The 16,093-nt window shown below is 43.8% G+C and carries 11 protein-coding genes; 6 read left to right on the top strand and 5 right to left on the bottom strand.

Features of this window, described 5'->3' with window-relative positions; genetic code table 11:
* Nucleotides 1–190 precede the first annotated feature (190 nt).
* Complete coding sequence (locus CHRO_RS32165) at nt 191–367, top strand: hypothetical protein (RefSeq protein WP_181824327.1); 177 nt, start codon at nt 191–193, stop codon at nt 365–367.
* Here the strand turns inward: CHRO_RS32165 and CHRO_RS12845 are convergent.
* The 4 genes from CHRO_RS12845 to CHRO_RS12860 form a co-directional block, all read right to left on the bottom strand.
* On the bottom strand, nt 330–1,706 hold the full coding sequence (locus CHRO_RS12845; RefSeq protein WP_015154637.1) for a hypothetical protein: 1,377 nt from the start codon (nt 1,704–1,706) through the stop codon (nt 330–332). The two genes, CHRO_RS32165 and CHRO_RS12845, sit on opposite strands and share 38 nt — an antisense overlap.
* Before the next feature lie 42 nt (nt 1,707–1,748).
* A complete protein-coding gene (dtd, locus tag CHRO_RS12850) occupies nt 1,749–2,201 on the bottom strand; it encodes a D-aminoacyl-tRNA deacylase (RefSeq protein WP_015154638.1) in 453 nt (150 codons plus the stop codon).
* A gap of 88 nt (nt 2,202–2,289) precedes the next feature.
* Entirely contained in the window at nt 2,290–6,336 is a 4,047-nt protein-coding gene (locus CHRO_RS12855) for a response regulator (RefSeq protein ID WP_015154639.1), read from the bottom strand.
* Between the two features lie 272 nt (nt 6,337–6,608).
* The gene (locus CHRO_RS12860; protein WP_015154640.1) at nt 6,609–7,151 is read right to left on the bottom strand and encodes a universal stress protein; all 543 of its coding nucleotides are present in this window, start codon (nt 7,149–7,151) and stop codon (nt 6,609–6,611) included.
* 313 nt (nt 7,152–7,464) lie between these two features.
* Here CHRO_RS12860 and CHRO_RS12865 point away from each other — a divergent pair, with 313 nt between their 5' ends.
* Nucleotides 7,465–8,910 (top strand): cytochrome ubiquinol oxidase subunit I, encoded by a 1,446-nt coding sequence (locus tag CHRO_RS12865; RefSeq protein WP_015154641.1) that lies wholly within the window; start codon nt 7,465–7,467, stop codon nt 8,908–8,910.
* An 88-nt stretch (nt 8,911–8,998) separates the two neighbouring features.
* Nucleotides 8,999–10,012, top strand: a complete 1,014-nt coding sequence (cydB, locus tag CHRO_RS12870; RefSeq protein ID WP_015154642.1) for a cytochrome d ubiquinol oxidase subunit II — start codon at nt 8,999–9,001, stop codon at nt 10,010–10,012.
* A 45-nt stretch (nt 10,013–10,057) separates the two neighbouring features.
* Here the strand turns inward: cydB and CHRO_RS12875 are convergent, their stop codons facing one another.
* Nucleotides 10,058–11,863 carry a mechanosensitive ion channel family protein gene (locus CHRO_RS12875; protein WP_015154643.1) on the bottom strand — a complete coding sequence of 602 codons (1,806 nt, stop codon included), beginning with the start codon at nt 11,861–11,863 and terminating at the stop codon, nt 10,058–10,060.
* Nucleotides 11,864–12,230: 367 nt separating this feature from the next.
* Here CHRO_RS12875 and ahcY point away from each other — a divergent pair, with 367 nt between their 5' ends.
* The 3 genes from ahcY (at nt 12,231) to CHRO_RS12890 (ending at nt 16,022) form a co-directional block, all read left to right on the top strand.
* Nucleotides 12,231–13,508 carry an adenosylhomocysteinase gene (gene ahcY, locus CHRO_RS12880; protein WP_015154644.1) on the top strand — a complete coding sequence of 426 codons (1,278 nt, stop codon included), beginning with the start codon at nt 12,231–12,233 and terminating at the stop codon, nt 13,506–13,508.
* A gap of 81 nt (nt 13,509–13,589) precedes the next feature.
* Nucleotides 13,590–14,189, top strand: coding sequence for a DedA family protein (locus tag CHRO_RS12885; RefSeq protein ID WP_015154645.1), 600 nt, complete (start codon nt 13,590–13,592; stop codon nt 14,187–14,189).
* A gap of 96 nt (nt 14,190–14,285) precedes the next feature.
* Nucleotides 14,286–16,022 carry an ABC transporter ATP-binding protein gene (locus tag CHRO_RS12890; RefSeq protein ID WP_015154646.1) on the top strand — a complete coding sequence of 579 codons (1,737 nt, stop codon included), beginning with the start codon at nt 14,286–14,288 and terminating at the stop codon, nt 16,020–16,022.
* Nucleotides 16,023–16,093 lie beyond the last annotated feature (71 nt).

Genomic DNA, 16,093 nt, shown 5'->3' on the forward strand with positions numbered 1-16,093 from the left:
ATCGGCAAATCACAAACATGCTTGATAAACCCGCCCGATCGCCACGAGGAAAACAGTGACCAGTGACCAGTGACCAGTGACCAGTGCATTTGTAGGGGCGGGTTTGTCGATTCGATCGGCAAACAACAAACATGTTTGATAAACCCGCCCGATCGCCACGAGGAAAACAGTGACCAGTGACCAGTGACCAGTGACCAGTGCATTTGTAGGGGCGGGTTTATCGATTCCGATCGGCAAATCACAAACATGTTTGATAAACCCGCCCGATCGCCAAAACGGATTTACCGATATATTTAAATCAAACAATACAAATTGTTGCGAACCTGCCGCTACAGAGATGGCGATCGCCTACCCAAGTTTGTCTTAAACTGTCTCCAAAACCAAGCGAATGTTGCGTATACCGAGATCGCAGCTGCGATAACTTTTACTTTGTCCCATAACAGTTGTTTCTGCCACAGTTCTAGATTCAGAAAAAATGAACTGTAACCGTTGACATTAATTCCCCCAAATGGTGCGATCGTACCTACTAAGGAAATTAGAATTGAAACTGAGGCGATCGCTAGAAAAATTCCTCGCAGCAGCTTTGATTTTTGGATGGGTTCGAGAACGTGAGTTAACGGCACGCACGCTAATAACATAATTGAAGCGAACCATCTGACTCCATAACTATGACCGCTATAGTTATTGCTACGAAAAATATAAAACATCACGTAAGCTAAACAAATCGCAGCAATGAATAAATACTCTTTTTTATATTTAAAACCTGGTTGCATTATCGCTCTACTCCAGCCATAAATTGCAAATAATAAAATTGGGGTATAGGATAGCAGACCTCTACTACCAAAAAGCATATGAAAAGCATAAATAGCTAAACTTTGTAAATCGTGTCCTACCAATCCTGAAAGATTACCTGCACCAAAATAAGACCCCGGATAGTCCCATAACTTAGCATTCATTGCTGGAGGAATGATACTGCCAGAAGTATAAAAATTCAACCATATATAAAGTAATATCATCGGAATACAAGCCAAAACGAAAGAAAGCTTAGCTCGATGACACTGATTAAATAACAAAATAGAATACAACGGAATTAAGGCGAACATTGTAATATCAGTGCTGCCAGCAAAAGCAATAAAAAATCCGGCGATCGCGGCATTTCTTACTTCGTGTCGTCTGAGTAATAAAAAGTAAAAGCTGAAGAGTAAAAGACTGCCACTAAAAGCATGATTGTTAAAAACAATTGAATATGGTAAAACTAGCGTTCCCGCCCCCGCCAGAAGCAGCACAATATTTGTCCACCGCTCGTCAATCCGAAAAAATTTGAAAATCTCGTACAAGCAAACTAGTCCTAAGCTGGACATAACGCCCATAATTAGTACTGTTAACAAAAAGTAGGTCACAGATTGATGTGTGGCAATAGTCAGGTTAAAGACAGATTTTAGAAATAAATAAAATACCGAACTATACAAAGCCATAATTGGTGGCTTGTCAGAATAAAAATGATTTTGATAGAAATATTTATCGCCAGTCCAGATATAAGTAGAGCGATCGATACTAAAAGTGTGAAAGTCCACCAGTGACTCAATCGTTGCCATTCTGGAAGCATCGTTCCAAGAATTAGTCTCTAATTTTGTTAAAATTGCAAACAAAAATAAGAATGCAAAAAATATCTGCATTCTTTTCACGATAACTTTATTTAACATCATGAATCAATAATTTTGACTTTTGACTTTTGACTTTTGACTTTTTTATATGGCTTCTCGCTCTAGTAGCAAAGTCACGGGACCATCATTATCAATAAAAACATGCATCATCGCGCCAAACTCTCCCGTTTCTACTTTTAAACCACTGTCGCGTAGCTTTTCCACAAACAGATTGTATAGGTTTTTCGCTGCTTCTGGTGCAGCCGAGCGGTCGAAGGAAGGGCGGCGACCTTTACGACAATCGCCATACAGAGTAAACTGACTGACAACTAAGAGTTCGCCATCGATTTCTGTGACGGATTTTTGCCAGCGATCGTTCCCTTCCTCAGCACCAAATAGACGCAATTCCAAACATTTACGTGCTATCCAGTCCAGTTCTGCTTCCGTATCAGTATCGGCAATTCCCACCAGCAAGTTTAAACCCCGTCCAATTTTGCCAATAGTTTGTTCGCCAACGGTGACGTAAGAAGATTTAACTCGCTGAATGATGACGCGCATAGTGACGAAATAGAGAGTAAAGAGCGATCGCCATATTACTATTACCAAATATGCCAATGGCGATCGCTTTTCCAGCACCAAAAATTTCTTATTTGTCGTTGCTAGCGTCGTGTGGTTTGCTTTGAGTCATTTGTCCGATTAACTCCAATACCCTTTGCTCGAATTCTTGAGGAGAGACTCGTCCTTTGGTCAGAAACTCCGTATGTCCTAGCTTGAGCCGATTTCGCTCCGACTGGTCGAGGTCTTTGGCAGAATAGACGACTAAAGGAATACTGTAAAGGCGATCGTGTTGATGCAGCCACTCAACGACACCAAATCCATCCACTTGAGGCAAAATTAGATCGAGAATCAGTAGATCGGGTTTGATTTCTTGACTTAAACGAATTGCCTCGCGTCCATTTTTGGCAAGAAAAGTTTCAATATTATGACTTTTAAGCAGTGCGAGCAAAAGTTCGGCTAACTCGGCATCATCCTCAACCAGCAATACCCGGACTGGTCGAGCGTTTTTAGCCAGAGCTAGCTTGAGAGAGTCAAACAGCGAGTTTTCATCAACTGGCTTACTCACCCAAGCGCTCGAATTTTGACTGAGCGGACTCTGACTAGGAGCGCAAATACTACAAATGACGATGGGAATGTCTTTCGTATCCGATCGCTCTTTCAGCTTTGCCATTACCTCCCAGCCATTCATTTTTGGCATCAGCAAATCTAGTAAAATTGCATCAGGATGTAGGGTAGCAGTAGAGGCGATCGCTTCTTGCCCGGAATGCACGACGACCGTGCGATAGCCTTTATGCTCAAGCAAGGTTTGTAGTTCAGTCCCAACATGAGGATCGTCGTCACAGATAAGTATGAGGGGAGACGAGTCAGGAGTAAGGAGTGAGGGAGGAGTTAAAGAGTTATCTGCCTCGCGACTAGACTTAGCTTGTAGGATAGGCAGCGTAAAGTAAAAAGTACTGCCTTCACCCAGAACGCTTTCAACCCAAATGCGCCCGTCATGCTGTTGTACGATACTGCGGCAAATTGCCAACCCTAAACCAGTCCCATCATGCTTGCGGGAATCTGTTGAGTCAACTTGTTGAAATCGTTCAAATATACTATCGAGTTTGTCGGCTGGAATACCGCGTCCAGTGTCTTTCACTTGGAATGTGATATGAGGGGTGAGGAGTGAGGAGCAAGGAGCGAGGGGATCGGAGAAGTTTGAATTTTGGATTTTGAATTTTGGATTTTGGATGTCTCCCCCTGTGTTCCCAGCTCTTCCAGTTCTCTCTACTTCAGTTTCTCTCGCTCCTCGCTCCTCGCTCCTCGCTCCTAATTCCACACTCAACCAAACCGTACTACCACTAGGGGAAAATTTAATTGCGTTAGAAAGTAGATTGGTGAGAGTTTGCACGATGCGGTCTGGATCTGCCCATACCTGGATCGGTAGGCTAGAAACAGATAAGGTAATTCCAGCTTTGTCGGCGAGAGGCTGCATCACGTTCACTGCTTCAGTTATCAACTCGGTAACATCGCAGCTTTCTTTTTCCATCTTCACCTTACCCGACTCGATCCGCTCGATATCGAGAATGTCGTTAATCAAACGTACCAGGCGTTCGGTGCTATCGGTGGCAATTTGCAATAAGCGTTGTCCCTGCGGTGAGTCTGGCTGGAGTAAACCACTAGCCAGCATTCCTAAAGAACCATGAATCGACGTTAAAGGCGTGCGGAGTTCGTGACTGACGACGGAAATAAACTCATCTTTCATCCGCTCGATTTGCTTGCGATCGCTCACATCATGCAAGTAAACCGTATATACTGTTTTTCCTCCCAAATTTAACTTGGAGATACTCGCCTCGGCAGGAAATTCAGTCCCATCCTTGCGGCAACCGTAAATTTCGCGTCGTTCTCCCATCCGGCGAGCTGAATTTGGGGATTGACCGAATTCATCTACGTGCTGACGATGTGCGGTAGCAAAACGCATTGGTAGTAACAAGTCGAGCGGTTGTCCGATCGCTTCTGCTGCTGAGTAGCCGAATATTCTCTCGGCTCCAGAGTTAAACAAGGTGATGCGTTGATTGCTATCGATTGAAATAATCGCGTCATCGGCTATTGCGACGATTCCGGCAAATAAGGCTTGAGAATTTTGTAATGCTGCTTGGGTGCGCTGGCGCTCGTTTAACTCTGATTGGAGTTGCTCGTTCAACTTGCAGCGATTTTCGCTTTCGACATTGTTCGTTGCTCTGACTTGGTTAATCCGGTGTAGTAGTTTTATCCGCTCTAAGCGATTGACGATCCGAGTCACGAGTTCGGAACCCACGATCGGCTTACTCACAAAATCATCTGCACCAGCACTAAAAACCCGATCTACAATGTCGGCATCGTGATGGACTGTCAAAAATAAAATTGGTAGATCGCTCCAGCGCGGCTCGTTACGTACCACCTGGCATAGGTCGATGCCATTAACATAGGGCATTTCCACATCTAGGATCAACAGATCCGGTGCAGTGGCTTCTAAAGTTTCCCAGAACCGACGCGGATCTTCTAAAGTTGTCACTTTCAATCCCCAAGGATTGAGCAATGCTGGTAACACTGCGAGGATTTTTGGATCGTCGTCCACAACAAGTAGATGAGCTTCTGCATGGGGTGCATTTTCTAATGCTTGCGCCACTGCATCTAGTACTTGTGCGGCAGGCATAGGCTTTTGCAAAAAGGTGCATCCACCACTACGAGCAATTTGCAGCCGATGGCTCAAGTCTGTTTGCTCGGTCAAAACTAGCACTGGTACGGGTGGCTGACGCTGCTTCAGTTCCGCTAGCAAGCTCAAACTCTCTTCATGACGCGGACAGATATCAGGATCGAGCAGAACAATACTGGGATGCTCTTGGTAAAGCTTGTTTCTAGCAGTATCGAGGTTATTAGCGATCGCGACCCTAAATCCTCTGTCTGTAGCTGCTGCGGTTAACTGTTGGGCGATCGAGCGTTCGCGATTGACTATCAGTAGCAATGGTTGCTCTGAATCTGCTTGTGGCTTACCTGCTTCTCCTTTCTGCTCAATTTCTTGACGCAGAGCCAACACTAGACGGCAAAAATTTGTTGCCTCAGATAGCAAGACAGCGCGATCGCCTTTTAGCATCTGCTCAATTTCTTTTGCCAGTTTCGATCCTTGCGCCAAGCCGAAAGTTCCTAACGATCCTGCTAGGGTATGCGCTTCTTTTCGTGCTGATTCGAGCAGTTCTGGAGACAAGGCATTATTTGCGCTGACAGCAGCAGATGCTTGCTCCAACACGCCAATCTGTTCTGCAATCCTGGGCTTAAATTTATGCCAAATTCCTGCAACTGCCGATAGTGTTGAGTGGTGAGTGGGGAGAATTCGGAATTCGGAATTCGGAATTCGGAATGAGGAGTGACTTGTGACTTGTCTTGCTCCCCTGCTCCTCTGCCCCTCAGCTCCCTCAGCTTCCTCAGCCCCCTCAGCTCTCTTCTCCAAAGGCTTGAGACGATACCCAATGCCGTAGACAGTTTCAAGCAGATCGCTATTAGCTCCTGCGGCTTTGAGTTTTTGCCGCAATCCTTTAATATGAGTTCGCACGGCTTCTTCGCTGGGAAGGTCTTCATAAGACCAGAGATGTTCCAAGATCGTGCCGCAACTAAAAACGCGGCGACTGTTACGTAAAAACAGCTCTAAAAGTGCGTATTCCTTGGGAGTTAATGACAAATGCTTTTGACGATAGGTTGCCTCACAACTACTCGGATCTAATTGCAAGTCGCCCCACTTTAGTACTGGCGGGGAAACTAAACCGCTACGACGCAATAGCGCTCGTACCCTTGCAACTAACTCTTCTTCATCAAAAGGTTTAATTAAGTAGTCATCTGCACCCGCATCTAATCCAATTGCCTTCTCATGGCTGCTATCTCGACCAGTTAACAATAAAATTGGCATTGACAAACCTTTAGCTCTGATTTGACGGCAGAGACTAATGCCATCCAGTTTAGGTATGACGACATCCAGTACGATTAAGTCATAGTCGAAAGCTTGGACTAAATCCCAAGCAGCAAGACCATCGACAGCAACCTCAACTGCATAGTTGTGGTTGGTGAGAACGGCAGTTAGTGCATGGGCGACTAACTCGTCATCTTCTACAACTAAGATTTTCATTGCTAACTAGCTTTTCCCTGGCGATAGAAGATAGCAATTAACGAGCAAAATACAGAGGAAATGCAATCCAAAAATTGCTATCAAGCCGATCTTTAATCAAGCTACTTTATAGGAATCGCTTAAGTTTACAAGTAGCAAGAATTTGTTACATGGGAAAAGCCGATCGCCTAATATATCAAAACCTTAGCGATCAAAAATGACTCGCCAGTTGCTACAGGGCGCGGAAACCGCCTCACCACAATGTTTCCGCTGTACAAACCTTGCCGCGATTTTCAATTGCTAGACTTGTATCCGAGTGATACTTCACGTTCAGCCGACTGTAGTTTCTCTGCTGGCTGCGCTGGTGACTGTACCGTTAAGACAGAACAAGAAGCGTGATGCAAGACGTAATTGCTGACACTACCCATAAAAAATTCAGATAAACCCCTGCGTCCCCTGCGTCCGGTGACAATTAAATCTGCCTTCCAAGCCAAAGCAAAGTCGCAAATCAGCCGCCCAGGACTACCTGATAGTTGCCGAAATTCCACGTTGAGCCCAGCAGCCATTGCTTCTTGATGGCGCGATCGCAACATGTCCAAACCTTGTTTTGTAAACGCTTCTCGCTGCTGTTGGTACAATTCCATATTTTTTTCATACACCGATGGATAGTATTCCAAGCTCGGTAAAATCGGTGTAGGGCTGCCAAGTTCTTCTTCCGATACTACGTGCAACAACATCAGGCTGGCGTTGTTTGCCTTAGCTAAAGACAAAGCTGTATCGAACACCTGTTTGCTACTTTTTGACGTATCTACTGCAACCAAAATTTTCTGGAACATAACAACCGCCTTTGCAATTCGTAATTCGTAATTCGTAATTATTGATGAATCGAGTCAATGTTCAATATATAAAAATAATTTGAGGAAATTGTGAGGAATCAGTTGTCAGTGTAGAGACGTTACATGTAACGTCTGTACAAAGTTATGAGCGATCGGTTAACTGTCTTCACGCAGTGTAGCGCAGCGTTTACTGTCAACCATCAATTAGCCATGACTCATTACCCATTACCACTTCCTACTTACAAACTTTTAATTTTCTCAAATGCTCAGCCTCGATAAAATGGCACTGCACTGAAATAAGAGACGAGCATTCATGGATTTTCTCTCCAATACCGTCGTGCTGTCGCGGATGCAGTTTGCGCTGACTGCTCTATTTCACATGCTTTGGCCCACGATTACTACAGGCGTGGGAATATATTTGGTCATCGTTGAGGGATTATGGCTGAGGACTCGTAACCCTGACTATTACTACCATGCCCGTTTTTGGTCTAAGCTTTACGTGCTAAATTTTGGCATTGGGGTAGCGACGGGAATCCCAATGGAATTCCAGTTTGGGACGAACTGGGCTCCATTTTCCGAGGCTGTGGGCAACTTTTTCGGCAGCGTCATCGGGTTTGAAGCTGCTTGGGCTTTTATGCTAGAGGCTGCTTTCTTGGGAATTATGCTATTTGGCTGGGAGCGCGTCAACTCTACCATTCACTACGTGGCGACGATTATGGTGGCGTTGGGCGCTAACTTATCTACGTTGTGGATTTTAACAGCAAACTCTTGGATGCAATCGCCAGCGGGTGGAGAAATTGTCAATGGTAAGTTTATTGTCAGGGATTACTTTCAAGCGATCGCTAATCCATTTATGGCAAAGAGTGTCCTGCACATGTTCTTCGCCACGTTAGAGACTTCGCTGTTTCTCGTCGGCGGGATTAGTGCGTGGTACATTCTCAACAATCGCCACCCAGCTTTCTTTTCTAAGTCTTTACGAATCGTTTTAGCAGCCGCGATCGCAGTTGCGCCCATGCAGATTTACATCGGACATTTAAGTGGCGAACAGGTCTATCACTATCAACCTGCTAAACTTGCTGCGATGGAAGCACAATGGGAAACCACCCCTGCCGGACAACCTGCTGACTGGAGTTTGGTTGCATTACCTAACGATAAAGCGCAAAAAAACAATTGGGAAATTATCATTCCTAATGCTTTAGGATACATTCTAGAATTCAAACAAAATCTCACGGAACCTGTTGTGGGACTGAGAGATTTTAAACCAGAAGATCGACCGCATTTAGTTGGTTTGATATATTATTCCTTCCGCATTATGATCGGCATTGGATTTTTCCTGGCTTTCCTAATGCTATGGAGTATGCTTTACTGGTTACTTGGTAAGCTGAATAGCAAAAAAATCACTGAGCAGCGCTGGCTATTACGTACCTGGATTTTTGCGGCTCCTTTAGGATTTATCGCGATCGATTCTGGCTGGATCGTGCGCTGTGTTGGACGGCAACCGTGGACGTTATACAATCAAATTCGCACAGTAGATTCTGCTTCTCACGTTCCTGCTAGTAATGTTTTAGTTTCGCTGTCAGGTTTTGCGATCGTTTATGCGGTGTTATTTGTTGCCACATTGTATTTTGGTAGCCGCATTATTCGCAAAGGACCAAATTTAGAATTACCAATTCCAGGTGTGGAAACTATTCGTCCTGCTATCGATACTTCCCCCGGTGAATTTGTTCCCGACGAACGCCCGGTAGAAGCACAGCAGTAGAAATTCAAAATTCAAAATTCAAAATTCAAAATTAAGAAATTAACCTTCTAACCTCACCAATTACCAATTACCAATTACCCGTTACTACATGGAGACTCTAACATATTTTCTCCCCCAAGTTTGGTTTGGAATTTTGGCACTGTTCCTATTTCTCTACGTCATGCTAGACGGTTTCGATTTGGGGGTAGGTATTCTCTCGCTGACTTCTGATGATGAGGAGCGGCGAGGACTGTTAATGACGAGCTTGAGTAATATTTGGGATGCTAACGAAACTTGGTTGGTATTAATGGGAGGCGGTTTATTTGGTGCATTTCCCCTCGCTTACAGTACAATTTTAAGCGCGCTTTACATCCCAATTATTACGATGGTATTTGGGTTTATTTTTCGAGCTGTTGCTTTTGAATTTCGCGAACAAGCAAAGCGCAAATTGATTTGGAATGTGGCGTTTGGCGCGGGAAGCTTTTTAGCGGCTCTCGGTCAAGGATTTGCTTTAGGTAGTGTATTAGAAGGCATTAAAGTTGATGAAGCCGGACATTTTATTGGTAGCACTTGGGACTGGCTGAGTTGGCAGTCAATATTAATTGCTCTGACGTTGATTCAAGCTTACGTGTTAATTGGTTCGACTTATTTAATTTGGAAAACGGAAGGAGAGTTACAGGAAACTCATTACAAAACTGCGAGAATAGCTGCCTTTACTACTTTGATCGGAGCAATTTTTATCACAATTTCCACTCCTATATTTTACGAAAGTGCTAGAACTCGCTTATTTCAACAGCCACTCGTCTATATTTTCGGCATCATTCCTGTCGTAGGCATACTTTTAATCTCTCGGCTTTTAGGTAGTCTCGATCGCAAGCAAGAACGAGCGCCATTTGTCTGGACAATTTTACTGTTCGTCCTTACTTTCATCGGACTGGCTTTAGTTGTCTTTCCCTACATTATTCCGCCTAATATTACAATTTATGAGGCATCGGCTGACCCTAGTTCGTTAGTCATCATGATTATCTTTATTGGTTTTCTCATCCCTGTCATGCTGTTTTACAACCTCTATCAATACGTCGTATTTAGAGGTAAGGTAACGGGGGGACATTATGGGGAATAATTCAGAAGTCAGGAGACAAAAATAGGTGGGCAATGCCCACCCTACTTACGATTTATGACTCATTTGGTCATTTGGATCGAGGTGCGATCGTAAAACAGAAGGAGTATGTACCCAGACAGCTTGTTGCGGTACGGGAATAGCAATATCGGCGATATCGAAAGCCTTTTTCAATCGACGGCGATATTCTCTGGCTACATCCCATTGTTTGAGGGGTTGGGTTTTAATCCAAACCCGAATAATTAAACCGCGATCGCCAAAATTATCAACTCCTAGTACTTCTGGTCTTTCTAGAATTTGATCTCGCCACTGGGGATCTCGATCCATTTCTACACCCACCTCCTCAATTAAAAATAATGCTTGGTCGAGATTGGCATTGTAAGCAACGGGTATACTTAAATCGGCACGCGACCACCGACTAGAAAGGTTTGCCACAATTTTAATTTCACTATTGGGAATAGTAATTAATCTACCTTCAGCATCGCGTAACTGAGTGATTCGCAGATTGAGATTTTCTACCAAACCGCCAAAAGTACCGACGTTAATTACGTCACCTACGGCGTACTGGTCTTCTACAATAATCAAAAAGCCATTGATCGCATCTTTAATTAAACTTTGGGATGCTAGAGATATGGCTACACCAAGTAGCCCCGCACCAGCTAACACTGGAACTAAATCTACACCCAGAGTTGAAAGGACAAGTAGTAAGCCCAAAGCGACAATACTAATAGTGGTCACGCTTTTAGCAACACCAGAAATTGTCATTACCCGCAGTTGCAAGCGTACGTAGTCTTGAGCGCCTAATAAGGCATTATTCGCCAGTGCATGAGTAAAGCGATCGATCGCAACATAGCTGGCGCGAGTGGCGACATAGGCTCCAATTGAGACAAGTCCAATCACGGCGGGAATTCTGACGATTGGAATTTGGAGTATCGCTAGAATCCAAACTGGAATAAACCGCGTGTAAGGGAACAACCCTAAAATTACCAGCGTTCCGCCAACCCATACGCCAGTTTGAGATAGCTGAAATATTCTTCGCCTGACTTCTCGTAAGTTATTTTGCTGTTGCTGCGTTAATTGTGTCGTGACTGACTCTGAGGGATCTGTGGGAGTCGTCGAAATTGGTATGACTCGATCTAAACGATCGCGCCAACGGCGAATTCCCCAGCTAGCCACTACGATACCCACAAAAATTCCAGTGGCGATCGCACCTCGGCGGATCAAAACTTGAGGTTTTCGTTCCTCTTTTGCCGCTTTCAGCTCTTGTGGCAGAGATTGTACTAATTTGCGTGCCAAATTTTGCACGCTTGTTTCTCCTTGAACCTCAGCATCTAAATCGGTGGGAGTGAAGAGATACTGCTGATTAATCGAAATGGCTGGCAGAGTTTGAGATACACCCGTGGGACTATTTGCATCCGTAATCGTTTGGCGTTGAGATTTGACTTCCAGTTCCTCCTCAGAATTGCTGGCAAAGTAATCTTCGCTAATTTTTTCTAAGTTTGACTGCACCTCATTGACCCGCTTAGCTAACTCCTCCCTAGAAGATGCCGTAACCTGAAACAAACGACGACCATCTAAGGTAATCCAGTCAGTATAGATCTGTCTTTGAGGATTATTGCGATCGCGAGTTGGTTGGTAAGCAGATAGAAAATTGTCGATTCCTGGGAGATCGAGTGAATGTAAACCTGGAATAGGTAACGATTGCTGTAAATTCGCTGGTTGTGTCGGCTTGGCTAGAGTGGGGGCAATAACTGAAGCATTCAGCACGATTGAACCCAAAATGCCACAAGTGAAACACATGACTAGCCGTCGTCTGCTTTTTGGTTTAGCGATCGCCTGAATTTGAGAGCGCACGTCCACACCTCCTACTTTTCACACTTATACACATTACTAGATGAAGGATGGTTGTTGGGAAGTGAGTAGTGAGTGGCTAGTGGCTGGTGGCTGGTGGCTGGACTCTTTTCTAATCACTAGTCACTACTCACTAGCCACTGATTAAAAAAACATAAAGTTTGTTCGCTAAAGTATGAAATAAGTGTAAATTTTGCGCGTAACAGCTATTGATGGGTTGACGGCTGTTAGCTGGTCTTCATAGTCTAGACTGGTATTTTTGCAAGGGGTATACGTGCTGTACTAGATGTTCAGGTAATAATTCCCCTTCTAGAAAAATGCAGTTAAGCTAAGTAAGACCACCTAAATTAACTCTTTAGGAATTAACTACATGACGGTTGCTCTCGATAAACTAAAGTACGAAATCAAAGATCCTGCTCTAGCAACCTTAGGTAAGCAGCGGATTGAATGGGCTGGGCGCGAGATGCCAGTGTTACGGCAGATCCGCGATCGCTTTGCCCAAGAAAAGCCTTTTGCCGGAATTCGCTTGGTCGCTTGTTGTCATGTCACTACAGAAACAGCACACTTGGCGATCGCCCTCAAAGCTGGTGGTGCAGATGCCGTTTTAATTGCTAGCAACCCCCTGTCTACTCAAGATGATGTAGCAGCTAGCTTAGTTGTAGATCATGGCATTCCTGTCTTTGCCATCAAAGGGGAAGACAACGCCACGTATAACAAACACGTCCAAATCGCTCTCGATCATCGCCCCAACATTATCATCGATGATGGCAGTGACGTAGTTGCAACTTTAATTCAAGAGCGGCAAAACCAAATCGCTGACTTAATCGGTACAACCGAAGAAACCACTACGGGTATCGTTCGCTTGCAAGCGATGTTAAAGGATGGCGTACTGACATTCCCAGCAGTGAATGTAAACGATGCCGATACTAAGCATTTCTTTGATAATCGTTACGGTACGGGTCAATCTACCCTAGATGGGATCGTTCGCGCTACCAATATTCTGCTCGCTGGCAAGACTGTAATTGTTGCTGGTTACGGTTGGTGCGGTAAGGGTACGGCACTACGGGCGCGTGGCATGGGTGCTAATGTCATCGTGACCGAAATCGACCCAATTAAGGCAATTGAAGCAGTAATGGATGGTTTCCGCGTCCTCCCAATGGCAGAAGCTGCACCTCAAGGAGATATCTTCATCACAGTTACAGGTAACAAGCACGTTATTCGTAGCGAACATTTCGACGTGATGAAAGACGGCGCGATCGTTTGTAACTCCGGTCACTTTGATATTGAAATTGACCTTAAGTCTTTAAAATCTAAAGCAGCAGAAGTCAAAAACGTTCGTCCTTTTACCGAACAGTACAAACTCAACAGCGGCAAGTCAGTTGTCGTCATCGGTGAAGGCAGACTGGTAAACTTGGCAGCAGCAGAAGGACACCCCAGTGCTGTCATGGATATGAGTTTTGCTAACCAAGCTATGGCTTGCGAATATCTAGTAAAAAACAAAGGTAAACTCGCTCCTGGCTTACATTCCATCCCAGTTGAAGTTGACCAAGAAATTGCGCGATTGAAGCTGCAAGCAATGGGTATCAGCGTTGATACTCTCACGCCAGAACAAGTTGAATACATCAATTCTTGGACTTCTGGAACATAATCGATCTGAGATTCTTTTAAGGATGTAGGGTGGGCAATGCCCACCCTATTGCATATTCAACGTTCTTGTCGAGGCAGTTCAATGACTGAATGGATTGTAAATATCATGACTTCCCTTGGTTATTTGGGAATCGGATTGTTGATGTTTTTAGAAAACCTTTTTCCTCCCATTCCTTCAGAACTGATCATGCCATTAGCGGGTTTTACCGCAGCACAAGGTAAGTTGAATATTGTAGGGGCGATCGCAGCAGGTGTAATAGGAACTGTCATCGGGGCGTTACCTTGGTACTATGCAGGAAAATTCTTAGGCGAAGAACGATTAAGAGGTTGGGCAGATAAATACGGTAAATGGATAACTATTACTGGTAAAGATATCGACAGATCGAAACACTGGTTTGACAAGCATGGGGTGAAGGCAGTACTTCTGTGTCGCATGGTTCCTGGGGTACGCACTTTGATTTCACTTCCCGCCGGAATCGGTGATATGCATGTAGTACCGTTCCTGATCTACTCAACTGTCGGAACGATATTGTGGGTAGGACTTTTAACTGCTGCTGGATACATCTTGGGAGATCACTACCAAATAGTAGAGGAATACCTTGCACCTGTTTCTAAAATTGTACTTGCAGCTCTAGTTATTGGTTTAATAATTGTAATTATCAGACGGAGGCAGCGACGGTAAATTATTGTCATTTTGATCGCTTCTTAAGAGGTATGGTGCATTATTAACGCACCATACATATAATTTAAAGAACATCTGATTTGTGCGATCGCCACCTTGAAAAATCGTTCTTATTCTCGTTCTTATTACTGGCAGCTAATACCATATATCCGTCCCCAGTGGCAAAACCTAGCTAAGGGTGGCGTAGGAATTTTAGGCTTTGTCATCGCTACGTTAGCCTTAATTCATTTAGCTGGAAGATTGACTACACCGTTTGGACAAGGTAATGTCGTTGCGATCGCTCAACTTTCTAGTTTATGCGCTGCCGTTTTTCTAATTAGAGGAATTGCTCAAGCAATTCAAGATATTTATATGGCAAAAGCAGCTTTAAAAGTTGCTTTCCACCTGCGTAAACAAGTTTACAGCCACCTACAAAAACTTAATCTCAGCTATTTTGAAACTGCAAAAGCAGGCGATTTATCTTACCGACTGACGGAAGACATCGATCGCATTGGAGAAATCGTAAACAAGATTTTTCACGATTTTATTCCTTGTCTTTTGCAGTTGGTGGTAATTCCAATCTATATGCTGTACCTAAATTGGCAGCTGACGATCGCAATCATTTTAGTCGTGCCGTTAATAGGTATATTAATTACTTGGTTCGGCGAACGGGTACGCAAGTTTTCGCTCAAAAGTCAAAATCGTATTTCAGATTTATCAGCAATTTTAACTGAAGTGTTTAGTGGCATTCGGATTATTCAAGCTTTTGCAGCGGAAGATAGAGAAATTGCTCGATTCAGTCACGAAGCAGAACGGACTTTACAAGCTAAATACTCCACAGAACGACTCAAAGCCATTCAAATTCCGGTCGTGGGATTTTTACAAGCATTGAGCTTTTTATTTGTTCTGTTATTTGCAGCTTGGCAAATCTCTCAAAATAACTTGACTGTAGCAGGATTTTTTAGCTATTTAGCAGCAGCAGTATCGATTATCGATCCGATTAGTCATACAACTAATAATTATAACGAGTTTAAACAAGCAGAAGCTTCTGTCGATCGTGTATTTGAGTTATTATCAATTCAACCCACAGTAGAAGAAAAAACAAATGCGATCGCGCTACCTTTAGTTAGTGGTAAAGTAGAATATCGTCAGATCGGTTTTGCCTATAAACTCGGTCAACCAGTACTAGAAAACTTAAATTTAATTGCGCATCCAGGCGAAAGAATTGCTTTAGTTGGTGCTTCTGGCGCGGGAAAAACAACTTTAGTTAACTTACTCCCACGCTTCTACGATCCGCAGTCGGGAGAAATTTTAATTGATGGCATTGATATTCGTGACGTGCAGTTAAAAAGCCTGCGACGACAAATAGGAATTGTGCCTCAAGAAACAGTTTTATTTTCAGGTGCGATCGCTGAAAATATTGCTTTTGGACAGGCTAGTTACAATTTAGTAGATGTAGAATCAGCCGCCAAAATTGCCAATGCTCATCAATTTATTATGCAACTTCCTGATGGTTATTACACCCAAGTCGGAGAAAGAGGCGTAAATTTATCGGGAGGACAAAGACAAAGAATTGCGATCGCCCGTGCAGTTTTGCTCGATCCGCGTATTCTAATATTAGATGAAGCTACTTCTGCTTTAGATTCAGAATCGGAAGCTTTAGTACAGGAAGCTTTAGAAAGATTGATGCAGAATCGAACTGTATTTATCATCGCCCATCGTTTAACTACTGTACGTCGTAGCGATCGCATTTTGGTGATGGAAAAAGGGCAAATTGTCGAATCGGGTACGCATGAGGAGTTGTTGGCATTAGAAGGACGCTACGCGCGGTTTTATGCACAGCAGTTTAGTTAAACTACGAATATATATTGATGCTTTAATTTAATTAAAAATGATAAAAAATAAAAGATGTAAAAATAATTGCT

It is taken from the genome of Chroococcidiopsis thermalis PCC 7203 (genome assembly GCF_000317125.1).
GTDB lineage: Bacteria > Cyanobacteriota > Cyanobacteriia > Cyanobacteriales > Chroococcidiopsidaceae > Chroococcidiopsis > Chroococcidiopsis thermalis.